The following is a 25,126-nucleotide window of genomic DNA, read 5'->3' on the forward strand; positions in this document are numbered from 1 at the left end:
TCCTCTCAATATCCGATGTCGGCGACCATCGCGTCGCTGCCGTCGCAGCGGATCGCGCGGCAGCGGCCGGCTTCATCCTCGCGCAGCAGCACCGGCTGGCCGGCAAACGCCGGCGCGACAGCGCGGAAGGCGAAGCGGGTCGGGCTGCGGCCGCCGCGCCGGGCATGGCCGAACACTCTGGCGGCAGTGAGGGGGCCGTGGATCACCAGGCCGGGATAGCCCTCCTCGCCTGTCGCATAGGGCAGGTCATAATGGATGCGATGGCTGTTGAAGGTGACGGCCGAGAAGCGGAACAGGTCGACGCTGTTTGGCGCCCAGTTCACATCGTCGGAGCCGGCATCAACGGTCGTGGGGACGATTGCGGGCGTCGGCGCGCCGGTGTCGCGATAGACGATGGTCTGCACCTCGCTCACCCGTTCGCGATCGGCCTGGACGATACTGTGGCCGACCTTCACGAGGACAAGCTCGCCGCTGCGGCCGCTCTTGTGGGCGATATCCAGCACGGTCGAGGTACGGGTCGCTTCCCAGTCGAGCATCAGAGGCGCGTGGAACTGCATCTCGGCGGCAGCGAACATGCGGCGGGGCAGGCTTATCTGCGGCAGGAAGCCGCCGCGTTTGGGATGACCGTCCGGACCGATCTGGTCGGCGGCGGCCACCGGCAGGAAGAAGGCCCAATGGGCCAGCGAGGGCTGGACTGTCTCGACATCGAGCGGCTCGCCGATGGCGGCGGCGAAGCGGCGCAGCGCTTCCCGGTCGAGCATCTCGGTCCGGCTCTCGGTCCTGCCGACCCATGTTTGCCAATGGGCGATATCGGATGGGGAAAGGGTCATGCGACCAGTCCTTCGTCGTGGAGGCGGCCGATCGCGCCGCTGTCGAGGCCGAGCAGCCCACTCAATATCTGGTCGCTATGCTCGCCAAGGCGCGGGGCCGTGCCGACGCCGCCGCGCGCCTCGCCGGCCAGCGTGCCGGCCGGGCCGGACGTCGGGTAGGTGAGGCCGCTGGGATGGGCGATCGTCTCGAACAGGGGATTGGCGGTGAACAGCCGCTCGTCCTGCGTCACGGCCTGATGCAGCGACTGATATTCGCCCCAGGTGACGCCGCCCGCGTCGAAGGCGGGTTTCAAGGCATCGCTGCTGCGCGCGGAGAAGGCGGCTTCGAACAAGGGGAAGAGCCGGGCGCGGTGGGTGAAGCGCGCGCCTTCATCCTTGGCGAAGTTGGCACCCGTTTCGCTTTCCAGCGCGGCAATGGCTTCGCCAAGGTCCAGCGTCTTGAGCAGGCCGGTCCATTGGCGCGGGGTGATGGCGACGACGATTAGTCGCTTGCCGTCGGCGGTCAGGAAATCCCGGCCGAAGGCGCCGAACAGGTCGTTGCCCATGCGCGGGCGGTCGCCTGCCGACAGGACTTCCGCCACGGAGCCCAGATGCGACAGGGTGGAGGCCGCGAGGTCCGACAGAGGCACGCGGATTTCCGCGCCCTGGCCGGTCGCGCGCCGGCGCAGCAGGGCGGACGTCATGGCAAAGGCGGCATAGGCACCGCCGAGCAGATCCCAGGCCGGCAGGACATGGTTGACCGGTCGGTCATCGTCGGCCGGGCCGGTCATCATGGGCACGCCGGCGGCGGCGTTGATGGTGTAATCGACGGCCGGCGATCCGTCGGCCCAGCCCATCACCCGGACGCTGATGATGTCGGCACGGCGCGCGGCCAGCGCGTCATGGCTGAGGAAGCCCTTCACCGGATAATTGGTGAGGAACAGGCCGGCATTGTCGCCCGGCGCAGTGGCGATGGCGACCGCCAGTTCGCGTCCTTCGGGACGGCCAAGGTCGATCGCGATCGATTTCTTGCCCTTGTTGAGGCCCTCCCAATAGAGGCTGGCCCCGGATGGCGCGACCGGCCAGCGACGATAGTCGGGGCCGCCACCGATCGCGTCGAAACGGATCACCTCCGCTCCCATCTGCGCCAGATGCAGACCGCAGGACGGGCCGGCGATGAAGGCGGCGCCCTCTACCACACGCAGGCCCTTGAGCATGTCGTACATGGAATTTCCCCCTAGCCCAGCCTGACCATGGTGCGGCCGATATTGGCGCCTGAGAACAGGCCCCAGAAGGCGTCCAGCGCCTTGTCGATGCCGTCATAGACGGTTTCGGCCGAGGCCATCTGGCCGGCCTGGTTCCAGGCGGTCATGCGTTCCAGCATCTCCGCCTCCAGATCCATATGGTCGAGCGCGATATAGCCCTGCATGCGGATGCGCTTGGTCATCAGCATGGTGAGGTTGCGCGGCACGGTCGGCGCATCGGTGACATTATATTGCGAGATCATGCCGCAGATGGCGAAGCGTGCGAAATCATTGGCGAGCGACAGGGCGGCCTGCAGATGATCGCCGCCGACATTGTCGAAATAGACGTCGATGCCGCTGGCGCCGATCGCCTTGACTTCGCGGGCGAGGGCCTTGGTCAGGTTCGGCTCCGCCTTGTAATCGATCGCGGCGTCGACCTTGAGCACATCGTGCAGGAAGGCGGTCTTGTCCGGGCCGCCGGCCGATCCGATCACCTTGCACCCCATGTTGCGCGCGATCTGGCAGGCGATCGACCCGACCGCGCCGGACGCGGCCGACACGAAGACGGTGTCGCCCGGCTGCAATTCGGCAATACGGATAAGGCCGGCATAGGCGGTGAGGCCGGTCATGCCGGCGAAGCAGAGATAGGCCTGGGGCGGCAAGGCCTGGCGGTCGCGATGCTGGAGCGCGGTGCCGGGGGCATTGAACGCCTGTCGCCAGCCAAGCCGGGAAAAGACCAGGTCGCCGGGCGCGAAGGCCGGATCGTTGGAAACGATCACCTCGCCGATCGCCGGCCCCTCCATCGCCGTATCAAGGGCGAAGGGCGGGACATAGCTTTTGGCGTCGCTCATCCGGCCGCGCATCGCCGGGTCGACCGCCATCCAGAGGTTGCGAACCTGTACCTCGCCGGGGCCGGGCGGTGGCACGGCCTGTTCGACGGTGGCGAAATCCTCCGCCACGGGGGCGCCGACCGGCCGGCGCTTCAACTGTATTTCGCGCGATTGCATGGTCATCGGCCCCTCAATAGCCATTGAGCCGCGCCCAGCGCTCGCGATGCCAGGCGGTGCTGCCATGGCATTGCTCGGCGACGCGGGCGCGCTTCAGGTAGAGGCCGGCATCATGTTCATGGGTCATGCCGATGCCGCCATGCAACTGGACCATCTGCGACGAAATCCGATGCAGCGTCTCGCCGGCGATCGCCTTGGCGAGCGAGGCGAGGGCGGGGAGCGCAGGATCGTCGGCATCGATCGCCGCGAGCGCGGTTTCGACCGCCGATCGCGTCAGCTGCAATTCTCCGAACAGTTCGGCGGCGCGATGCTGGAGCGCCTGGAAGGAGCCGATGATTGCGCCGAACTGGACGCGGGTCTTGAGATAATCGAGCGTGATGTCGAACGCCTGGGTCGCGCTGCCCAGCATTTCGGTCGCCATGCCGATCGCGGCCCGGTCGCGGATCGCGTCGATCAGGTCGGCGGCCTTGCCGATTTCGCCCAGCACGTCGTTGACAGCGATGTTGACACTCTCGAAGCGGTAGAGGGCCGGGCGACGGGCATCGATCTGGTCGAGCGGCTGCCGTTCCAGTCCGGCGCTGTCGGTCGGCACCAGGAACAGGGTCAGACCGTCGCGATCGCCCGGCGCGCCGCTGGTGCGTGCGGCGACGATAGCGAGATTGGCGATCATGCCGTCCTGCACCGGGCGCTTGGTGCCCGACAATGTCCAGCCATCGCCCGAAGCTGTGGCGGCGAGTGCGGTGCGCTCGGGCGCATGATGCGGGCCTTCGTCGAGTGCGAGCGTACCGATCAGCGATCCGTCGGCGATACCGGGCAGCCAGCGCGCCTGCTGATCCTGCGTTCCCGCGAGGCGCAGCGCCGAAGCAGCGACCAGCGCGGAGCTGATGAGCGGCGAGGCGGCCAGGGTGCGTCCCAGTTCCTCGATCACCAGGCCAAGGCTGAGATAGCCGAAATCGGCGCCGCCATGGGCTTCTGGCACGATGATGCCGCACCAGCCCATCTGTGCCATTTCGGCCCAGGCTTCGGCATCATAGCCATCCGATCCGCTGAGACCACCGCCGCCATGATCGTAGAGTCCGCGCAGCGCGGTCACGGGCAGGCGGTCGCGCACCCATTGTGACGCCATGTCCTTCAGCATCGTCTGTTCTTCGTTCAGCACCGCCACGGCGCGTCCTCCCGCATCCTGTCTTTTCTCTCGTCCTCGCCCATGCTCAGCCCGGCAGGCCGAGCGTGCGCTTGGCGGTGATATTGTTCTGCACCTCGTAGCTGCCGCCGTAGATGGAGAAGGCCTTGCTGTGCAGCCAGGCGCGCGTCGCTTCCTTCTCGGCCGCGCTGTAGGGATCGCCGGCCCAGCCCAGACCATAGGCGCCCATGATCTCGACCAGCAGTTCGGCCCGTTCCTGGATGATGCCGGACCACAAATTCTTGAGCGCGGACACGCCATGGCTGGGGCCGCCATTCTTCCCCTCGGCGGCGAGCCGGCGCACGGTCGCCATATAGGCTTCATGCCGCATCGCATTGCGCACCATCCGGGCGCGCAGGTCCGGACTGTCGACCCGCCCCAGCGCGTCCGTGCCCAGATAGTCATGGGCGAGCGGGGCGAGGGGGGTGATGTCGGCCTTTACCTCCGACAGGCTGTTGCGTTCGAATTGCAGCAGCCGCTTGGCGATGGTCCAGCCCTGGTTGACCTCGCCCACCAGATTGCCCTTGGGCACCTTCACATCGTTGAAGAAGACCTCGCAGAAATGGGTCGATCCGCTGATGAGGACGATAGGCCGGGCCTCGATCCCTTCGGATTGCATGTCGACCAGCAGGAAGCTGATGCCGCCCTGCTTGCGCTCGGTGTCGGTGCGGACGAGGACGAAGCACCAGTCGGCCTGGTCGGCGCCCGATGTCCAGATCTTCTGGCCGCTGACCAGCCAGTGGTCGCCCATGTCGATGCATTTGGTCTGGAGCGCGGCCAGGTCAGACCCCGCGCCGGGTTCGGAAAAGCCCTGGCACCAGCGCCGTTCATGGCTGGCGATGAAGGGCAGATGTTCCAGCTTCTGTGCTTCGTCGCCATATTCCAGCAGGGTCGGGCCAAGCATCATCGTGCCATAGCTGCGGATCGGGTTGAAACCGCCGATCGCCGCCAGTTCTTCGCCGATGATCTTGCCATGCGCTTCGGTGAGGCCGGCGCCGCCATAGCGCGGCGCCCAGGTGGGAACGCCCCAGCCCTTGTCGGTCATGCGCTGGCGCCAGAGCTGATAATCGTCATTGGCGGCGGCAGCATGGGCGTCGCCCTGGAAGAGGAGGCCGGGCACATTGGTCAGCGCCGGCGGAAAATTCGCCTTCAGCCAGGCGCGCGCCTCCTGCCGGAATTCTTCTCTATCGATGGGCTCCATTTCCGCCATCCACTCACATCCCTGTTCTGCTCGAAAGGCGAGCGCGCCGTCCGGCGATGACCGTCGGGCTGCTCGCGGCTTTCGGATGGCCGCTTGCGATCCATGACCGATTCCTTAGGTCAATATTGCACAGGTGGCTAGTTATATTTTGCACTCAAGGATAATTTTCATCCGTAACAGAAATCACGAATTTTGCGCAATATGGCGGAAAAGCGCGGAAATGCGGTGGCGCTCATGGGGCGCGCGCAGGAAAATATCGTAACGACGATTGCCCGATTGACAGCCGGTCGCCTGTTCATAAACTATACCATAATGCAAAATTGATAAGGCCGGTCCGCCGTGGCGTGAGAACTGGCTACCGCTGCAGGAGAGCGTAGTATGGAAACCATGGCCGCCCGTCCGATCCCGGCGCATGTGCCGCCCGACATGATCGGCAATTTCAGCCTGTTCAGCTCGCCGGGGCTGGAGCCGACCCCCAATGGCGATCCGCAGGCGGCGAGTGCGGTGGTGCATGACGGGCCGCGCATCTTCTATTCGCCGGTCAATACCCGCGACGGCAAGGGCACCTGGGTCATCACCCGTGCCCAGGATCAGCGGCGGGTGCTGCAAGACCCGGAAACCTTCTCCAGCCATCGCAGCATCTTTGCCTCGGCGCTGGGCGAAAGCTGGCAGATGATCCCGCTGGAGCTGGACCCGCCCGAACATGGCAAGTTCCGTTCGTTGCTCAATCCGCTGCTGTCGCCCAAGCGGGTGATGGCGCTGGAAACGGCGGTGCGCGAAAGGGCGAGCGTGCTGATCGACCGGATCGCCGCGGCGGGCACCAGCTGCGATGTGATGACCGATTTCGCCTTCCCCTTCGCGGTCAATATCTTCCTGCGCTTCCTGGGCCTGTCGGATGATCGGCTCGACGAATTTGTCGGCTGGGCCAATGATCTGCTGCATGGCGACAATGTGAAGCGGCCGGCGGCGGCGCGCACCATCGTCGCCTTCATCGACGAACTCTCGGCCGATCGGCGTCGGCAGCCGGTCGATGATTTCATGTCCTTCCTGGTGCAGTCGCGGATCGACGACCGGCCGCTGACCGACATGGAGATCAGGGGCACGGGCGTGCTGTTGTTCATCGCCGGGCTGGACACGGTGGCCGCCGCGATCGGCTTTGACCTCAACTATCTGGCGCGGCATCAGGCGGACCAGCAATGGCTGCGCGACGACCCCAAGCGGATCGTGCTGGCGGCAGAGGAATTGCTGCGCGCCTATCCGACGGTGCAGATGATCCGGGTCGCGACCAGGGATGTGGATTTCGAGGGCGCGCCGATCCGCAAGGGCGACTATGTGTCCTGCGCGACGATGATCGCCAATCGCGATCCGCTGGAATTTGCCGATCCCGCGCGCATCGACCTTGCCCGCGAAGATAATCGCCATACCGCCTTTGCCTATGGCCCGCATCGCTGCCTGGGGTCGCATCTGGCGCGGCGCGAGATCGTCGTGGGGCTGGAGGAGTGGCTGAAACGCATCCCGACCTTCCGCATCAAGTCCGGCACCGCGCCGGTCACCTATGGCGGCCATGTGTTCGGGATCGAAAATCTCATCCTCGACTGGTCGCAGGAGGATGCGGCATGAAGATCATCGTGCATCGCGAGAAATGCCAGGGCCATGCCCGCTGCTGGGCGATGGCGCCCGACATTTTTGAACTGGACGACGAGGGCTATATCATGCCCGGCGACATCGACGTGCCGGAAGAGCAGGAAAGGCTGGCCTGGATGGGCGCCAAATCCTGCCCCGAACGCGCGCTCGACATCCAGAAATGAGGGCTTCCCTGCAGGCCCTTGGTGGCCTTGTCGCGCTGGCATCCGGCCCGGCTATGGCGGCGGAGCTGCGCCCCGACCAGATCGCCTTTCGCGATATCTATCGGGAACTGGTGGAGACCGATACCAGCGCGCCGACCGGCAGTTGCACCGTCGCGGCGGGCAGGATGCTCGATCGGCTGCGAAAGGCGGGCTTCGGGCCGGACCGCGCGGAAGTCTTCGTGCCGGAGGGACATCCGAAGGATGGCGGCCTGATCGCGCGGATCGAGGGCAGCGATCCGCGCGCCGCGCCGCTGCTGCTGGTCGATCATATCGATGTAGTCGCTGCCCGGCGCGAGGATTGGCCGCGCGATCCGTTCCGGCTGACCGAGGAGAAGGGCTATTTCATCGGCCGCGGGGTGATCGACGACAAGGCGCTGTCGGCAATCTGGATCGACAGCCTGATCCGGATGCAGGCGGCAGGCTTTCGTCCCCGGCGCACGATCAAGGTGGCGCTGACCTGTGGCGAGGAGAGCGGCGACGCGGTGAACGGGGTCGACTGGCTGCTGCGCAATCGGCGCGATGCGGTGCAGGCCGGCTTTGCCCTGAACGAGGGCGGCTATGGTATCAGCGACAAGGATGGCCGGCCGATCGCCCTCTATCTGGCGGTGGGCGAGAAATATGCGCAGAGCTTCACGATCGAGGCGCGTAACAGTGGCGGCCATAGCAGCCGGCCGCGCCCCGACAATGCGATCTATGAGCTGGCCGATGCGCTGGCGGCGGTGCGACGGCTGGCATTCCCGATGCAGCTCAATCCGACCAATCGCGGCTATTTTACCCGCATGGCGCCGATCGTCGGCGGCGCGATGGGGCAGGCGATGGAGCGACTGGGGCAGGGGCATGACGACGACGCGACGGTCGCGACGGTGACGGGCGACGTCACCTATAATGCGATGCTGCGCACCACCTGTGTCGCGACGCAGGTGGAGGCGGGCCACGCCGAAAATGCACTGCCGCAGCGGGCGCAGGCAACGATCCAGTGCCGCCTGTTTCCGGGCGACAAGGTGGAGGATGTCGAGGCGAAGCTACGGTCGGCGCTGCCGTCGGGGATCGCCCTGACGCACAAGGGCGACAAGGGCGCGCCGGCTGTGCCGCCGCCGCTCGATCCCCGGATCATGGGACCGGCCGAAAAACTGGCGCAGCGGCATTTTCCCGGCATTCCGGTGGTGCCCAACCTGCTGACCGCCGGCACCGATGGCCGCTATCTGAGCGCGGCGGGCATCCCGACCTATGGCGTGCCGGGCATCTTTCTCGATCCCGACGGCAATGGCGCGCATGGCGTGGACGAGCGCATCAGGGTGAAGAGCGTCTATGACGGGCGCGACTATCTCTATGCGCTGATCCGTGCCTATGCCGAGGGGCGCTGACCGGCCCCTCGGTTGGCGGTGATCAGGTGCGGATCCACACGCCCTTGGTCTGGAGATAGGCGTCGATATGTTCGGCGCCGCCCTCGCGGCCATAGCCGCTCATCTTGTAGCCGCCGAACGGGACCGACGGGTCCATGGCGAAATAATGGTTCACCCAGATGGAGCCGGCGCGGATGCGCTTGACTGCCGTCATGGCCTTGCCGATGTCGCGCGTCCACACCCCGCCGGCCAGGCCGAAGCGGGTGGCGTTGGCGCGGCCGATCACCTCGTCCAGGCTGTCGAAGGGCAGGATGCAGGAGACCGGGCCGAAAATCTCCTCACGCGCGATCCGCATCTCGTCGGTCACATCGGCAAAGATGGTCGGGGCGACCCAATGGCCCTTGTCGAGCGCGCCGCCGGTGACGCGATGGCCACCGGTGACGAGCCGGGCGCCCTCCCGCGGGCCGAGGTCGAGATAGGAGGAGACGCGGGCGAACTGCCTGGCCGACACCAGCGGGCCGATCACGGTTTCGGGATCGAGGCTGGGGCCGATCTTGAGATTGGCGGCGAAGGCGGCGATGCGCTGCACCATCTCCTCATAGACCGGCCGCTCGACGAACAGGCGGGTGCCGGCGGCGCAGACCTGGCCCGAATTGTTGAACACGCCCATGGCCGCGGCCGGGGTCGCGGCGTCGAGATCGGCATCGGCGAAGATGATGTTGGGCGACTTGCCGCCCAGTTCCATCGTCACCTTCTTCACCGATCCGGCCGAAGCGGCGATGATCCGCTGGCCGGTTTCGCACGAGCCGGTGAAGGCGATCTTGTCGACGTCCGGATGGGCGGAAAGGGCGGCACCGGTCTCGCCTGCGCCGGTGACGACATTGACGACGCCGGGCGGCACGCCGGCCTCCAGGCAGAGTTCGGCAAAGCGCAGCGGACTGAGCGAGGCATCCTCGGCTGGCTTCAGCACGATGGTACAGCCGGTGGCGAGTACCGGGGCGACCTTCCACGCGGCGCTGAACAGCGGGCCGTTCCAGGGGATGATCGCGCCGACGACGCCGACCGGCTCCTTCAATGTGTAAGAGAGAAGATCGACCGGGAAGCTGTTGGACAAAGTCTCGCCATGGATGGCGGTGGCGGCGCCGGCGAAATGGCGCAGCGATCGCTGCAACATGCCGCGCAGCCCCATGGCGGCGGTGATCGGCCGGCCCATCTCGATCACGTCGAGCAGGGCGAGATCCTGAAACTCGGCATCGACCAGATCGGCGAGGCGCAGCAGCACCGCCTGGCGCTCAGCCGGCTTGAAGCGGCTCCATGGCCCTTCGAAGGCGGCGCGGGCGGCGCGGACGGCGCGGTCGACATCCTCGGCACCGGCCAGCGCGAGTTCGGCGACCAGTTCGCCGGTGGACGCGCTGAAGCTCTGGAAACGCTTGCCCGACAGGGCGTCGACATGCTGGCCATCGATCAGCAACTGCTTGGGCTTGCCGTCGATGAAGGCGGGGCGGCGGGTTTCGATCATCTTATGTCCTTTCGGGAACGGCCGGTCAGACCGGCTCGCCTTCATGGGCGCGGCGCATCGACGCGCGGCCGAGGGCGAAGAGAAGGGCGGCGGGCAACAGCACACAGAAGACGCTGGTGATGAGCGACAGGCCGACCTTCATCTCGTCGCCCCACAATTTGTCGGTGACGAGGCCAATGAAGGCCGGGCCGCCGGCCATGGCGATGAGGCCCGAGGCGAGCACATAGAGCGCCGAGACGCGGCCGCGCAGATAGGCCGGGGTGACGACCTGCACGGTGGCCGGTCCCATGCTGGCGGTCGAGAGGATCAGCGCCATGAAGCACCAGTAGCAGACGACCGTTGCCCAGGGACTGGCGACCAGGAAGGCGGCGATGCCGAAGGGCGCGGCGGCCAGCACGGTGAACAGGCACCAGACAAGATGCGCGTCCTTGCGCCCCCGGCGATAGAGGCGGTCGACGGTCCAGCCATGGAGCGGGATCAGCGCGGCGGCGGCGATCTGGGCGATGCCGATCACCGGGCCGATCTGCGCCGGCTGCCAGCCATGGAGGCGGGCGAGATAGACCGGGGTCCAGAGCTGGAAGCCGATGGTGGCGGCATAAGCGAGGCCGAAGCCGACAAAGGCAGCGGTGTAGAGCGGCTTGTGCCGGCGGATATAGGCCCAGGCCTCGCCATAGCCTGCGCCCGCGCTCACGGCCTTGCGCCGGGGCGGCTCGCGGAACAGGAAGACGAGGAAGGCGAGCAGGATGCCGGGCGCGCCGGTCATGATGAACACCTGTTGCCAGGGCTGGAGCGTGCCGATGAGCGGCCAGGTGGCGGGGCCGGCCTTCATCGCCGCACCGACGATCGGGCCGCCCAGCAGGAAGACGATGCCCGCGCCCATGACGCCGCCCATGATGAAGACCGACATGGCGAGCGAGACGCGGTGCGGCGGGAAGCTGTCGCCGACCACCGAATAGCTGCCGGTGCCAAAGCCCGACTCGCCTGCGCCGACGCCGGCGCGCGCCATGGCAAGGCCGATGAAGCTGCCGGCGAGGCCGCAGGAGGCAGCGGCGATGCTCCACACCGTGACCGACAGATAGAGGACGATGCGGCGGCTGAAGCGATCGAGCGCCATGCCGAGCGGAATGGCGCACAGGCAAAAGAGGACGGCGAAGGCGGGTCCCTGGAGCAGGCTGATCTGGAGGTCGGAGAGGCCCAGATCCTGTTTGATCGGCCCGACCATCAGGGCCATGATGTTCCGGTCTGTCAGCGACAGGATATAGAGCAGGAACAGGATCGCGACGGTCAGCCAGCCCATGGCCGGGCTGGGATAGGCGGCTGTAGCCGGCGCAGGCGGCGGCGTAGAGCTGTCGATCGGCGCTGATGATGACGGCGAAGATGGCATGGGCAAGGCAGGTTCGCTCATCGGTGGGGCGCCCTGATCATGACCGTTTCTCTGTTGTGCAGGCTCGACACCAACCTTCTCCATCCTGATCGTCGTGCCTGGTCCGGGGAGCGGCACGATCTGTTGCCGGCATAACGCACATTTTTGCACTATAGGTCAATATGTGAACGGGGCCGTTCTGCTGTTTTGACGGCTGCCCTTATCTGAAGAGCGGATTTCCGTCGGGGCAAGGGGCGGATTCCTGCACGATCAAACATTTACCTATGGTGCAATTTTAGTTGACATCCACCGCCGGAGCGATAGAAATAAAAATGCACACCGGGATAATAATGACAGGTGTGGGCCGAAGAGCCGACACATTGTGTCCAGGGAGAGGAAAGACCAATGTCCAAGCACAAGATTTTTGCGTCGTCGCTCGCGATCGGCGCCAGCATCGTCGCCATGACGGGCAGCGCGCTGGCGCAGGATGCCATGCCGGCAGCGCCGGTGCCCGAACAGGCGGCCGAGCAGGGCAATGCTGCCCCGGTCAGCACGTCCGACATCGTCGTGACCGGATCGCGCATCGTGCGCGATGGCTATACCGCGCCAACGCCGGTGACGGTGGCAACGACCGAGGAACTGACCCGGACCACGCCGTCGAGCATCCCCGATGCGCTCAACAAGCTGCCGCAATTCTCCAATTCGCTCAGCCCGTCCAAGTCGGCGTCGAACTTCTCGAACGCGCCGATCCACGGCAACGTGCTCAACCTGCGCGGTCTGGGCACGCCCAGCGCCAATCCCAAGGGGCCGCTGCGCACGCTGATCCTGTTCGACGGCATGCGCGTGTCGCCGACCGAATATATCGGGACGATCGACACCAATGTCCTGCCGCAACTGCTGATGCAGCGCGTCGACGTAGTGACCGGTGGCGCCTCGGCCCAATGGGGGTCTGACGCGGTCGCGGGTGTCGTCAACTTCGTGCTCGACAAGAAATTCACCGGCATCAAGGGCGTTGCCCAGGCGGGCATTTCCGACGAGGGCGACAATGCCAACCAGCGCCTCGGCCTGGCGGTCGGCCAGGATTTTGCCGGCGGTCGCGGCCATATCCTGCTGAGCGGGGAATATTCCAACAACGAAGGCATGCTGCGCAGCGATCGCGACTATGCGACCAAGGGCTATAGCTATGTCGGCAGCGTCGTGGGCTGCACCAAGCTGGCGAGCGAGCCGGCTTCGGTCTGCGCGCCCGGCGGCGCGCGCAATCCCTACACGATCGGGTCGGACATCCTGATTTCGGCGCTCGCCCCCAACGGCCGCATCACCGCCTCCAGCGTGGCGGGCAATCCCTATGTCGGGCAGGTCATCAACAATGACGGCACGACGCGGCCGTTCAACACCGGCACGGCGGTCGGCACGACCGGCTTCCAGTCGGGCGGCGACGGCTACCAGATCCCGACCACCGGCGCGGCGGTCATCCCGCTCACTACCTATCAGGCCTTCGGTCGCCTGAGCTATGATGTGACGGATGACATCAATGCCTTCGTCCAGGGCAGTTGGTCGCGTTCGGACCTGGAATATTCGACCCAGGTGAACGCGCTGGTCCCCTCGTCGCAGGGCGTCACCATCTACAAGGGCAATCCCTATCTGTCGTCCGCGCTGAATTCGGCGCTGACGTCCGCGACGGACAGCTACACCGTCGGCCAATATGATGCCGGCCAGCCGACCGCCATCGCCAAGGAACGCACCGATTACTGGATGGTCAATGCCGGCTTCACCGGCAAGCTGGGCGGGCTGGACTGGAGCGCCACTTACTCGCATGGCGACTCCAAGCACACTCTGGCCAATTCCGGCCTTTATGACAGCAAGAAGCTCTATGCCGCCGCCGACGCGGTGGTCGACCCCAGCACTGGCCAGATCACCTGCCGCGTGCTGCTCGATCCGACCTATGCCAGCCAATATGCAGGCTGCAAGCCGATCGACGTGCTGCATGGCGATCCGTCCAAGTCGACGCCCGAAGGCTATGCCTATGCCACCGGCACGTCGCGTTACAAGGCGATCATCCGCCAGGACAGCTTTGCCGTGAACCTGAATGGCAGCCTGTTCGACCTGCCGGCCGGGCCGGTCGACTTCGCGGTCGGCGCGGAATATCGCAAGCAGAAGCTGAACCTCACCAGCAATGCCGATCCGTCGCTGCTCGACACGGCGGCCGAGCGCAGCGCTTATTTCGCCGGCCTGCGCGGCGTGCCGGCCACCACCAACTTCTACTGGCTGACCAATGTCGGCACGGCGCGAGGCAGCCTGAACGTCAAGGAGGCCTATGCCGAACTGGCGGTGCCGATCCTGAAGGACAAGCCTTTCTTCCGGGAACTCAGCATCAACGGCGCGGGGCGCATCACCGACTATTCGACGTCTGGCACGGTCGAAACCTGGAAGGTTGGCACGACCTGGAAGCCGGTCGATGACCTGCTGCTGCGCGCCACGCTGTCACGCGACATCCGCGCGCCCAACCTGTTCGAACTCTATTCGGGCGCGCAGAGCGGGATCGGCATCGTCAACGATCTCCAGACCGCAGACGGCAGCTATGGCAGCGGCCTCAACCAGAATGTCAATACCGTCACCAGCGGCAACGCCAATCTGAAGCCGGAGAAATCCAAGACGCTGACAATCGGTGGCGTGCTGACCCCCTCCTTCTTCCGGGGCTTCTCGCTGTCGGTCGATTATTACAAGATCAAGGTCACCGGCCTGATCGACAGCCTGTCGTCGCAGCAGATCATCACCAACTGCTATAATGCGGGCGGTTCGGGCGTGGCCGAATGCGGCCTGATCGACCGCGCCACGCCGACCAGCCTGCCGTCGCTGGTGCATATCGTGCCGGCCAACATCGCCTTCCTGAAAACCGCCGGCATCGATTTCGACGCCAGCTATCGCACGGCGGTGGGCGATGGCGCGCTGGGTCTGCGGCTGTACATGAACTATCTCGATAAGTTCGATGCCCAGCAATATGCCGGCGCGCCGATCGCCCATTATGCCGGTGTCAGCGTGGTGGGCAGCAATCCGACCGGCTTCCCGCGCTGGCGCGGCAACCTGTCGGTCGACTATAGCAACGGCCCGTTCGGCATCACCCTGTCGGAACAATATATTCACAAGATGCGGCTCGACATTCCGGGTGGCCCGGTGCCGATCCAGTTCGTCGACGATAAGGTGAAGGCGGTCTGGTATACCGACCTGTCGGTGCGCTTCACCGTGCCCAGGGGGAATGGCAATTTCGAGCTGTTCGGCAACGTCAACAATCTGTTCGACAAGCAGCCGCCGATCATTCCGGGCACCGTGCCGGGCGTGAACCTGCCCACCAATATCGCGGTCTACGACTTTATCGGCCGCGCCTTCACCGCGGGTGTCCGCTTCAAATTCTGACGGTTTGCATCCTTGTCGGGAAATAGGGCGGGTTGCCGGAGGTCCGATTGGAGGGCCTCCGGCAACCCTTTTTTTGCTCGGCGATGGCGTGGTTGATGGCGCGGGCCGGGGATCGCGAAACTGTCCTACATCGGCGGCCCTATGCTATGCCCTGGCTTGTCGTGCATGCGCGGTTGGAAATTTCCTTTCCCGTTGGCGTATGAAGATGTCAAAATATGCGGGAAATATGCGAAGTTAAGGGGGCGGGATGACGCAGGGGGTCGGGGGCGACTATGTGATGGATGCGAAGCGGGACCGGCTGGTCATCACTGCTTCGGCATTGGGCACCGTTTTCGAATGGTATGATTTCTACATCTATGGCGTGCTGGCGCCGATCATCGGCCGGACATTTTTCCCGACCGACAATCCGACCGTCGAGCTGCTTTACACGCTCGCCGGTTTCGCCATCGGTTTCGCCTTCCGACCGATCGGAGCGATGCTGTTCGGCTATCTCGGCGATCGGCTGGGGCGCAAATATACCTTCCTTGCCACCATCGTCCTGATGGGGCTGGCGACGGCAGGCGTGGGTCTCACCCCGTCGGCGGCCAGCATCGGCGTGGCGGCGCCGGCCATCCTGATCGCGCTGCGGATCGCGCAGGGGCTGGCGCTGGGCGGCGAATATGGCGGCGCGGCCATCTATGTCGCCGAACATGCCCCGGCCGGAAAGCGCGGCTTCTATACCAGCTTCATCCAGGCCGGGGTGATCGGCGGCTTCATCCTGTCGCTGATCGTCGTGGTCGGCACCCAGTGGATCGTGGGCATGGATGTATGGGACGCCTGGGGCTGGCGGATTCCCTTCATCTTCTCGCTCGCGCTGCTCGCCATTTCGCTGTGGATGCGGCTGATGCTGCGCGAAAGCCCGGTCTTCACCGCCATGAAGAAGGCCGGGCAGCAGGCGAAGAACCCACTGAAGGAAGCCTTCACCGCGCCGGGCAACAGGAAGCGGATGCTGGTGGCGATGATCGGCATCGCGGCGGGTTTCACCGTCATTGCCTATACGGTGATGTTCCAGGCGCTCTATTTCCTTCAGAGCAGCCTGCATGTCGCGCCGGGCATCGCCCAGTTGCTGGTCGGCGGCAGCGCCTTTGCCGGCATGGGTGCCTTCATCTTCTTCGGCTGGCTGTCCGACAAGATCGGGCGCAAGAAACCGATCGTCATCGGCTATGCGCTGGTGCTGCTGCTGGTCATGCCACTCTACCAATTCATGGGCGCGACCGCGAACCCGGCACTGACGCAGGCGGCGGCGCGGGCACCCGTACTGGTGAGCGGTCCCGATTGTCGCTTCGATCCCTTTGCCAAGGTGCAGCCGACCGCCTGCGGCAAGCTGCTCGATCATTTTTCCAAGCGCGGCATTCCCTATGACAAGCGCAGCGGCGCGACCCCGTCGGTCAGCATCGGTGGCGTGGCCGTGGCGGACATCAGCAGTGACGGGATCGATGCCGCGCTGACGGCGCAGGGCTATGATTTCGGTGTCGTCCGCCCCGACTGGCCGCGCGCGATGATGCTCTTCGCCGCGCTGCTCCTGCTCTGGACCCTGTCGGGCGCGACCTATGGCCCGGTGGCGGCGCTGTTGTCGGAATATTTCCCGGCGCGCATCCGCTATTCGTCGCTCTCCATCCCCTATCATATCGGCACTGGCTATTTCGGCGGTTTCCTGCCGCTGGTCAGCCAATATATCGTCGCGCGCACCGGCGATCCCTATGCCGGCCTGTGGTATACCATCGCGGTGGTGGCGCTGGCCCTGGTCACCTGCCTCGTCGCCTTGCCGGAAACCAGGGGGCGCCCCCTCGACGCTTGATCCCCGGCGCGCTATCGGCTGCGGGCAATGACTGGCTATATCGCTCCGCTCCGCCTGCGCCTCGATGGCGACGCGCTGCTTTCCAACTGGCGCTGGCTGGCGCGGCAGGGCGGCGCCCCGGCCTGCGGCGCGGCGATCAAGGCCGATGGCTATGGCCTGGGTGCGGCCGGCGTCATGCAACTGCTGAAACAAGCGGGGTGCCGCGACTTCTTCGTCTCCAACTGGGGTGAGGCGGCGGCGCTCGAAGCGCAGATGGACGGTGTGAACTTCGCCGTCCTGCACGGCGTGCGGGACGAGGATATGGCGCAGGCGCTGGCCTCGCGGGCGCGCCCGGTGCTTTGCACGCCGGGGCAGGTCGCGCGCTGGAAGGCGGCGGGCGGTGGTGCCTGCGACCTGATGATCGATACCGGCATGAACCGGCTGGGGCTCGACTGGCGGGCGGACCTCGGCGAACTGGCCGCAGGGCTGGAGATTGTCACGCTGCTCAGCCATCTCGCCTCGGCCGACGAGGATAGCGAGCTCAACCCGATGCAACTGGCCCGTTTCCGACAGGTGCGTGCCGTCGTGTCGGCCCAGCGCTACAGCCTCGCCAACAGCGCGGGCATCTGCATGGGGCCGGACTATGGCTTCGACCTGACCCGGCCGGGCATTGCCCTTTATGGCGGGGTGCCGCACCGGGACGCTGCCGGGCATCTGCGCCAGGTCGTGCAGCCGCAGGCCCAGATATTGCAGCGCCGTTCGGTGATCGCGGGCGACACGATCGGCTATAACGCGACCCATCGCGCCGAGCGCGATATGGAAATCGCGATCCTCAACATCGGCTATGCCGACGGCTACCTGCGCGGCTTTTCGGGGCGCGGCACGGCGCTGGTCGATGGCGTCCGCCTGCCGGTGCTGGGCCGGGTATCGATGGATTTGCTGGCGGTGGATGTCGGCGCGCGACCGGATGTCGCGGAGAGCGACTGGCTGACGATCGACTATGCGCTGCCAGCCGCAGCGCAGGCGTCGGGCCTGTCGCAATATGAGTTGCTGACCGGCCTTGGCAAACGGTTCGACCGCGTCTGGGCCTGACAGGAAAAAGGGCGCCGATCGCGAGACCGGCGCCCTTTTCTAGATATTCGGCCTGGAGCTTAGCGCTCGATGCACATGGCGACGCCCATGCCGCCGCCGATGCACAGGGTGGCGAGACCCTTCTTCGCGTCGCGCTTGGCCATTTCATACAGCAGGGTGGTCAGCACGCGCGCGCCCGACGCACCGATGGGGTGGCCGATGGCGATCGCGCCGCCATTGACGTTCACCTTTTCCGGATCCCAGCCCAGTTCCTGGCCGACCGACAGCGCCTGTGCGGCAAAGGCTTCGTTCGCTTCAATGAGGTCGAGGTCGGCGACCGTCCAACCCGCCTTTTCCAGCGCCTTGCGGCTTGCCGGCGCCGGGCCGATGCCCATGATCGACGGATCGACGCCACAGGTCGCGAAGCCGGCGATGCGGCCCAGGATGACCGAGCCGCGCTTGGCGGCGTCGTCGGCGCTCATCAGCACGAGTGCGGCCGCGCCGTCATTGATGCCGCTGGCATTGCCGGCGGTGACGCTGCCGTCCTTCTTGAAGGCCGGGCGCAGCGCCTGCATCGCCTCGATCGTGGCACCGGCGCGGATATATTCGTCCTGGTCGACGATGGTGTCGCCCTTGCGGCCCTTGATCGTCACCGGCAGGATTTCATCGGCAAAGCGGCCCGATGCGCGTGCGGCTTCCGCCTTGTTCTGGCTGGCGACGGCGAACGCATCCTGCGCGTCGCGGCTGATCTGATATTTCTCCGCCAGATTTTCGGCGGTGATGCCCATGTGATAATTGTTGAAGGCGTCGGTCAGGCCGTCATGGATCATCGTGTCGACCAGGCTGACCGGACCCATCTTCGTGCCGCCGCGCAGATTTTGCGCGTGTGGCGCCATCGACATGCTTTCCTGGCCGCCGGCCACCATGATGCGGGCATCGCCGGCCTTGATCGCCTGGGCCGCGAGCGCAACGGCGCGCAGGCCCGATCCGCACAGCTGGTTGAGGCCGATCGCGGTCCGCTCCACCGGGATGCCGGCGTTGACGGCGGCCTGACGGGCCGGGTTCTGGCCCTGGCCGGCAGCCAGCACCTGGCCGAGGATCACTTCGTCCACTTCTTCCGGCGCAATGGCCGCCTGCGCGATCGCGGCGAGAATGGCCTGACGGCCCAGTTCATGCGCCGGGGTCGATCCGAACGCCCCCAGGAAGCTGCCCACGGGCGTGCGCTTGGCAGCGGTAATGACGATGTCTGACAAAGCCTTGATCCTCACTAGTGGTAATGTTGTTTTCGCAGGCGCACATAACATCATCCGCCATGCTGCGAAAGCCAAAGGGAGAGCGGATGCCACAGCAGCTCAGGCGCCCGCTGGCTCAATATCATGCCGACATGGCCGAGGTTCAATATCCGGCTTTCCGTAAGGGTCGGCGCCGCGGCGGCAGGAACGATTCGATCGGTGGCCGATGCGATCGACAGGGTGGGGCAGGCGAGTGCGGAAGGATCGACAATTACGCCGCCGACACGCCAATGGCCGCGCCCGCTCGCATTTGCGGCATAGAGCGTTTCGAACAGTTGCTGGCCCGCGGCAAAGGTGAGTGGCGCGCCCTCATTGGCCCAGTCTTCGACGGCAAGGAAGGCGCGCTCGTCGTCGGAGTGGGGGGGCATTTCGGAAAAGGCGGCATATTTCTGCACGGTGCGCTGTGGATCGAGCGCCCAGAAGCCGGATTGCAGCGCTTCCATCGGCACATAGCCCAGGCGTTCGCAGACCGGCTTGGCACCGCGCCACAAAGCGGCGATCTCCGCAAGGTCGCCGGATGGGAAGCCGGCAAAGTTCCAGGGCGAGGCGATCGTCGCCAACGCTGCGACCTGATGCAATGCTGCAGCCGCGATGGCGATCGTGCCACCCAGGCAATAGCCGACCAGGATCGGTGGGCGCCGCAATGCAGCGAGCATCGGGATCAGCCGGTCGGTGACATGCCCGTCCAGGCTGAGGGCGCGGTCGGTGGCGGTCGGCGCGCCCCAGTCGACCAGATAGGTGTCATGGCCTGCTGCAGCCATATGGCGCAGCATGGAGCGGCTCTCCGACAGGTCCAGCACCTGGGGCGGATTGATAAGCGAGGGGATGAAGACGATGGGTACGCGATCGCTTTCCGCCATCGGATCAGGCGCATACCGCAGTAGACGGGCGCTGCCGACGGAAGCCGCGAGCGACGCGGGAGCCGGTTGAGGCGAGCGCCGGGCCTCCTGATATCGGCGCAGGCCGATGAAGGCGCGCCGGCGCAAATCAGGATCGCCCTCTGTTTCGCGCCATAAAATATTGAGAAAAAGGGGTAAAGGACGCGGGCCATGTTGCGGCGCGGCATCGCTCTGTGCTAATGCGGAAGGAGCAGGTGAGGGAGAGACAGGCATGGCCAAATCGAAGGCTGTTAATGAATCCGAACCGGTGATTATCAAGAAGTACGCTAACAGGCGGCTCTATAACACCGAAACTTCGAGTTACATCACGCTGGATCTTTTGTCGCAGATGACTCGCGAGGGGCGCGAGTTCGTCGTCGTCGACGCCAAGTCTGGTGAAGATATCACGCACAATGTGCTGACCCAGATCATCATGGAAGAAGAGCAGCGCGGCAAGAACATGCTGCCGGTCAACTTCCTGCGCCAGCTGATCGCGATGTATGGCGATTCCATGCAGTCGATGGTGCCGCAATATCTCGAAGCGTCGATGGACGCCTTCCGCAAGAACCAGCAGCAGTTCCAGGAAGCCATGAAGGGTGCTTTTGGCGGCGGCCCGCTGGCCGAGATCGCCAAGCGCAACATGCAGATGTTCGAGGCGGCAGCGAGCGCCTTTGGCAATGGTGTGCCGGGCATGCCGGGCGCCACGCCCAGCCCGACCCCGGCCGCGACCGAAGAGAGCAAGGATGACGAGATCGCCATCCTGAAGGCGCAGCTGGCTGCGCTCAATGCGAAGATCGACAAGCTGAGCTGATCCAATATGGCCAAGGCGGATAGACTGGAGCGCCTGGATATCCGCCGGGCGGAGCTGGAAGAGGACTATCGCGCGGCGCTGATTGCGGCGCTGCGCGTGACCGCTGGCGGGCGCTGGGGCCTGTTCGACCATCAGCAGGATCGCGCGGCGCGGGCCAAGACTGCGCCGGTGCTGGCGCAGCTCGACGAGTTGGCCGAAGAGATCGATACCATGCGCGACACGTTGGGGCTGGAGCCGTTCGACCTCCATCCCGCCTTTCTGGCCGCGCGCGGCAAGCCGTCAGCCGATGCCGTGGGCGAGCCCAAGCAGGCCAAGGCCTGGCTCGAACGACTGGGCGCCGACGCGGGCTGAAGGCCGCCCGGCGCTATGCTTGGGGGTCGACAGGGATGGCGGGTCTGGCCTATGGCGCGCCATCCACTTTTATACAGGCGACAGACCCCGTGAAACACGCCCTTAACGTTACCCGCGAACAGGATTTCGCTGCCTGGTATCAGGCCGTCATCACCGAAGCCGACATGGCGGAGGAAAGCGGCGTGCGCGGCTGCATGGTGATCCGTCCCTGGGGCTATGGCATCTGGGAACGGATCCAGACCCTGCTCGACGCGCGGATCAAGCAGACCGGCCATGAAAATTGCTATTTCCCGCTGTTCATTCCCTTGAGCTATTTCGAGAAGGAAGCCGAGCATGTCGACGGCTTCGCCAAGGAAATGGCGGTCGTCACCCATCATCGCCTGATCCAGAAGGACGGCAAGATGGTGCCCGATCCCGAAGCGAAGCTGGAAGAGCCGCTGGTCGTGCGCCCGACGTCGGAAACCGTGATCGGCGCCGCCTTCAGCCGTTGGGTCCAGAGCTGGCGCGACCTGCCGGTGCTGATCAACCAGTGGGCGAACGTCGTCCGCTGGGAAATGCGCACCCGCATGTTCCTGCGCACCAGCGAATTCCTGTGGCAGGAAGGGCATACCGCGCACGCCACCGTCGATGAGGCGATGGAAGAGACGATGAAGATGCTCGAAGTCTATCGCAGCTTCGCCGAGGAATGTGTCGGCCTGCCGGTGGTGGCGGGCGAGAAGCCGGAAAATGAGCGTTTCCCCGGCGCCGTCGCGACCTATTCGATCGAGGCGATGATGCAGGATGGCAAGGCGCTGCAGGCCGGCACCTCGCATTTCCTGGGCACGACCTTCAGCCAGGCGCAGAATATCAAGTTCCAGAATGCCGAAGGTAGCCAAGAACTGGCGCAGACGACCAGCTGGGGCATGTCGACCCGGATGATCGGCGGCCTGATCATGGTCCATGGCGACGATGACGGCCTGCGCGTGCCGCCGCGCGTCGCGCCCTATCAGGTGGTCGTTGTGCCGATGCTGCGCGACACCGAGGAAGATGCTGCGATCGTCGACTATTGCACCGATCTGGTGAACCAGCTGAACGGCCTGGACGTGTTCCGCGAGCCGGTCCGCGCGCTGCTCGACAAGCGCCCGTCCAAGGCCGCGACCAAGCGCTGGGGCTGGGTCAAGAAGGGCGCGCCGATCGTGATCGAAGTGGGAGGCCGCGACGTTGCCGGTGGCAATGTCTCGGTCATCCGCCGCGATCGCCTGTATCGCGAGGATGGCAAGCTCGACAGCCAGATCGTCGCCAAGGGTGATTTCGTCGCCGGTGCGACCGCGATGCTGGAGGATATCCAGGCCTCGCTGTTCGCCGATGCCAAGGCGCGTCTGGACGGCAATATCGACAAGTCGATCACCGATCTCGACGCGCTCAAGGGCTATTTCAACGCGTCCAAGAAGCCCGGTTGGGCGCTGGTCCAGTGGGCCAAGCCGACCGGTGCGGAACTGGACAAGGTGGTGCAGTGGCTCAAGGGCGAGAAGCTGACCCTGCGCAACGTGCCGACCGATGCCGAAGCGGCGGACGGCGCCTGCATCTTCACCGGCGATACGGCGGTTGAGCGCGTGCTGGTGGGCCGGAGCTACTAAACATTATCCCCCCTCCCTGAAAGGGAGGGGATTAAGGGGTGGGTGGCGAGCGAAGCGAGCCTTCATGCTGCCGCTAAGCGGCAGACCCACCCTTGGCTGGAGTCACGTGCCTCCAGCCAACCCTCCCTAAAAAGGGAGGGAGTAATCTTTACTCCACCCCCAATTGCTCCAGGGCGAAGGCGCTATATTCGGCCTGATCGCGATAGCGGCGGAAACGGCCCGACTTGCCGCCATGGCCGGCCTCCATGTTGATGCGGAAGACCAGCGGATTGCTGTCGGTCTTGGTCGCGCGCAGCTTCGCCACCCATTTGGTCGGCTCATAATATTGGACCTGGCTGTCCCACAGGCCGGTGCCGACGAACAGGCTGGGATAGGCCTGCGCCTCGACATGGTCATAGGGCGAATAGGCCAGCATCACGTCATACCAGGATTTCTGCTCGGGATTGCCCCATTCGTCATATTCGCCGGTGGTGAGCGGAATGGTCGGGTCGAGCATGGTCGTCACGACATCGACGAACGGCACCTGCGCGATGATGAGTTTGTAATCCTGCGGCGCCATGTTCGCGACCGCGCCCATCAGCAGACCGCCGGCGCTGCCGCCCATCGCGGCGACGCGGCCCTTCTTCGCATAGCCCTGATCCACCAGCCCGCGGGTCACGTCGATGAAGTCGGTGAAGCTGTTCATCTTGTTCTTGAGATGGCCGTCATCATACCATTGGCGGCCCATTTCCTGGCCGCCACGAATATGGGCGATGGCATAGACGACACCGCGATCGAGCAGGCTGGGTAGCAGGGGCGAGAAGGCCGGATCGGTCGAATAGCCATAGCTGCCATAGGCATATTGGTAGAGCGGCGCACTGCCGTTCTTCTGGAAGCCCTTGGCGTAGATGAGCGAGACCGGCACCTTCGTCCCGTCACGCGCGGTCGCCCAGACCCGTTCGGTCACATATTTGGCGGGGTCGTAGCCCTTTACCTCCTGGACCTTCAGAACCTTGCGTTCGCCCGTGTCGACATTGACCTCATAGGTGGTTTCGGGCGTGCGCAGGCTGTCATAGGTGTAGCGGACCCAGGGCGTGCCGCTTTCGGCATTGACGTCGAGCGCCATGGCATAGGCTGGCTCGTCGGCATTGACGAAGCTGCTCTTCCCGCTCCTGGCCAGCAGGCGCAGGCGCTTATTGCCTTCGGAGCGTTCCTCGATCGCGAGGAAGCCGTCGAAGGGCTGGAAATTCTCGATGAAGACGCTGGTGTTGGTCGGCACGATGTCCGTCCAGGCGGCGCGGCCACGGGCGGCATCAGCGTCCGATACGGTCATCAGCCGGTAATTGGGCGCCTGCCAGTTGGTGCGGATCGTCCATTGCCCACCGACATTGTCGCTGCTGTAGAGGAACTCCCGTTCGCGCGGGGCCAGAACAGTGAAGCTGGCGGGGTTAGCGGAGGGCGCGCAGCGCTCCTCATTGCTGACCGTCGATTGCAGCACGATGCAGATAAACTTGTCCGACGTCGTCTTCTTGAGGCCCATGTAGAAGGTATCGTCCTTCTCCTCATAGACCAGTCGATCGGCGCTGACCGGGGTGCCCAGCACATGCGCCTTCACCCGCTTGCCCAGCAGGGTGGTGGGATCTTTCTCGACATAGAAGATCGCCTTGCTGTCATCGGCCCAGGCGAAATCGGGTTCGGCATTGGGAATTTCATCGACCAGCAATTTGCCGTCGGCGAGTCCCTTGACGCGGATGACATATTGGCGGCGGCCGACCAGATCCTCGGCATAGGCGAGCAACCGGTCGTCGGGGCTGACTTCGCGGCCGCTGATCGCGAAATAGCCCTTGCCCGCGCCCATCTTCGGCTCGTCGAGCAATATCTGCTCGGGCGCATCCATACTGCCCCTGCGCCGGGCGACGATCGGATAGTCGCCACCGGTCTCGAAGCGGCTGTAATACCAGTAGCCCTTCTTGCGATAGGGGACGCTGCTGTCGTCCTGCTTTATGCGGCCAGTGATTTCGGCGTAGAGCTTGTCCTGCAACGGCTTGGTCGGTGCCAGCATTGCGTCGGCATAGGCATTTTCGGCCGCCAGATAGGCGAGCATCTCGGGGTTCTTGCGGCTGTCGTCGCGCAGCCAATAATAGGGATCCTGCCGCGTCGCGCCGAATGGCGCCTTCACCTCATGCGGCTTCTTGCCCGCGACGGGTGGTTTGGGAATTGTCTGCGCCTCGGCGGCGGTGGACAGTGCGGCAATGCTGAGGCTCGCCAAGAGCCAGGCCGAAGTGCGGATCATATTCCCTCCCTGCGAATCGCATGGCGGAGGCTGACATGATGGCGGGCAGGGGGAAAGATGATCCGGGCCTGCCATGAGAAACGGCAGGCCCG

Annotated in this window: 18 protein-coding genes and 1 pseudogene; 9 read left to right on the plus strand and 10 right to left on the minus strand. The window is 65.1% G+C overall.

Translation table 11 applies throughout. The annotated features are described in order from the left end of the window. Positions 1–5: 5 nt before the first annotated feature. Genes GGQ90_RS04945 through GGQ90_RS04965 form a run of 5 tightly spaced genes read right to left on the minus strand, consistent with a single transcriptional unit; the run spans position 6 to position 5,453 of the window. Positions 6–830, minus strand: a complete 825-nt coding sequence (locus GGQ90_RS04945; protein ID WP_188081101.1) for an HTD2 family dehydratase — start codon at positions 828–830, stop codon at positions 6–8. After that, positions 827–2,035, minus strand: coding sequence for a CoA transferase (locus GGQ90_RS04950; protein WP_188081102.1), 1,209 nt, complete (start codon positions 2,033–2,035; stop codon positions 827–829). Before GGQ90_RS04950 ends, GGQ90_RS04945 begins: the two co-directional genes overlap by 4 nt. Before the next feature lie 11 nt (positions 2,036–2,046). After that, a complete protein-coding gene (locus GGQ90_RS04955) occupies positions 2,047–3,066 on the minus strand; it encodes an NADP-dependent oxidoreductase (RefSeq protein ID WP_188081103.1) in 1,020 nt (339 codons plus the stop codon). Between the two features lie 7 nt (positions 3,067–3,073). Next, positions 3,074–4,225, minus strand: a complete 1,152-nt coding sequence (locus GGQ90_RS04960; protein WP_188081104.1) for an acyl-CoA dehydrogenase family protein — start codon at positions 4,223–4,225, stop codon at positions 3,074–3,076. A 46-nt stretch (positions 4,226–4,271) separates the two neighbouring features. Continuing rightward, positions 4,272–5,453, minus strand: coding sequence for an acyl-CoA dehydrogenase family protein (locus GGQ90_RS04965; RefSeq protein ID WP_188081105.1), 1,182 nt, complete (start codon positions 5,451–5,453; stop codon positions 4,272–4,274). Positions 5,454–5,822: 369 nt separating this feature from the next. Between GGQ90_RS04965 and GGQ90_RS04970 the strand changes: the two genes are divergently transcribed. From GGQ90_RS04970 to GGQ90_RS04980, 3 genes are read left to right on the plus strand one after another with little or no spacing between them, the layout of a single operon-like run. Beyond that, positions 5,823–7,064, plus strand: a complete 1,242-nt coding sequence (locus GGQ90_RS04970; RefSeq protein WP_188081106.1) for a cytochrome P450 — start codon at positions 5,823–5,825, stop codon at positions 7,062–7,064. Continuing rightward, positions 7,061–7,252 (plus strand): ferredoxin, encoded by a 192-nt coding sequence (locus tag GGQ90_RS04975; protein WP_004212347.1) that lies wholly within the window; start codon positions 7,061–7,063, stop codon positions 7,250–7,252. The genes GGQ90_RS04970 and GGQ90_RS04975 overlap by 4 nt, the downstream gene beginning before the upstream one ends. Next, positions 7,249–8,655 carry a M20/M25/M40 family metallo-hydrolase gene (locus GGQ90_RS04980; RefSeq protein ID WP_188081107.1) on the plus strand — a complete coding sequence of 469 codons (1,407 nt, stop codon included), beginning with the start codon at positions 7,249–7,251 and terminating at the stop codon, positions 8,653–8,655. Before GGQ90_RS04975 ends, GGQ90_RS04980 begins: the two co-directional genes overlap by 4 nt. Positions 8,656–8,677: 22 nt before the next feature. On the opposite strand, the gene GGQ90_RS04985 is transcribed toward GGQ90_RS04980, so the two are convergent. Next, a complete protein-coding gene (locus tag GGQ90_RS04985; protein ID WP_188081108.1) occupies positions 8,678–10,153 on the minus strand; it encodes an aldehyde dehydrogenase family protein in 1,476 nt (491 codons plus the stop codon). A 25-nt stretch (positions 10,154–10,178) separates the two neighbouring features. Then, positions 10,179–11,558, minus strand: coding sequence for an MFS transporter (locus tag GGQ90_RS04990; RefSeq protein ID WP_246428127.1), 1,380 nt, complete (start codon positions 11,556–11,558; stop codon positions 10,179–10,181). A 363-nt stretch (positions 11,559–11,921) separates the two neighbouring features. Between GGQ90_RS04990 and GGQ90_RS04995 the strand changes: the two genes are divergently transcribed. From GGQ90_RS04995 to alr, 3 genes and pseudogenes are all read left to right on the plus strand, one after another. Continuing rightward, entirely contained in the window at positions 11,922–14,927 is a 3,006-nt protein-coding gene (locus GGQ90_RS04995) for a TonB-dependent receptor domain-containing protein (RefSeq protein ID WP_188081109.1), read from the plus strand. 247 nt (positions 14,928–15,174) lie between these two features. Next, positions 15,175–16,764, plus strand: a complete 1,590-nt coding sequence (locus GGQ90_RS05000; RefSeq protein WP_188081110.1) for an MFS transporter — start codon at positions 15,175–15,177, stop codon at positions 16,762–16,764. A 27-nt stretch (positions 16,765–16,791) separates the two neighbouring features. Then, positions 16,792–17,766 (plus strand): annotated as a pseudogene (gene alr / locus GGQ90_RS05005) (alanine racemase); the annotation flags it as partial. Positions 17,767–17,894: 128 nt separating this feature from the next. Here alr and GGQ90_RS05010 read toward each other — a convergent pair. Both GGQ90_RS05010 and GGQ90_RS05015 read right to left on the minus strand, forming a co-directional pair. Further along, entirely contained in the window at positions 17,895–19,067 is a 1,173-nt protein-coding gene (locus GGQ90_RS05010) for an acetyl-CoA C-acetyltransferase (protein WP_188081112.1), read from the minus strand. A gap of 50 nt (positions 19,068–19,117) precedes the next feature. Next, the gene (locus GGQ90_RS05015) at positions 19,118–20,092 is read right to left on the minus strand and encodes an alpha/beta fold hydrolase (RefSeq protein WP_246428128.1); all 975 of its coding nucleotides are present in this window, start codon (positions 20,090–20,092) and stop codon (positions 19,118–19,120) included. A 124-nt stretch (positions 20,093–20,216) separates the two neighbouring features. Between GGQ90_RS05015 and phaR the strand changes: the two genes are divergently transcribed. From phaR to proS, 3 genes are all read left to right on the plus strand, one after another. Further along, entirely contained in the window at positions 20,217–20,795 is a 579-nt protein-coding gene (gene phaR / locus GGQ90_RS05020; RefSeq protein ID WP_188081114.1) for a polyhydroxyalkanoate synthesis repressor PhaR, read from the plus strand. Positions 20,796–20,801: 6 nt separating this feature from the next. Then, positions 20,802–21,146 (plus strand): hypothetical protein, encoded by a 345-nt coding sequence (locus GGQ90_RS05025; RefSeq protein ID WP_188081115.1) that lies wholly within the window; start codon positions 20,802–20,804, stop codon positions 21,144–21,146. A gap of 89 nt (positions 21,147–21,235) precedes the next feature. Next, entirely contained in the window at positions 21,236–22,762 is a 1,527-nt protein-coding gene (proS, locus tag GGQ90_RS05030; RefSeq protein WP_188081116.1) for a proline--tRNA ligase, read from the plus strand. A gap of 148 nt (positions 22,763–22,910) precedes the next feature. Here proS and GGQ90_RS05035 read toward each other — a convergent pair whose 3' ends face one another. Next, complete coding sequence (locus GGQ90_RS05035; protein ID WP_188081117.1) at positions 22,911–25,034, minus strand: S9 family peptidase; 2,124 nt, start codon at positions 25,032–25,034, stop codon at positions 22,911–22,913. Positions 25,035–25,126 lie beyond the last annotated feature (92 nt).

Source organism: Sphingobium scionense (assembly GCF_014197035.1).
Classification (GTDB): domain Bacteria; phylum Pseudomonadota; class Alphaproteobacteria; order Sphingomonadales; family Sphingomonadaceae; genus Sphingobium; species Sphingobium scionense.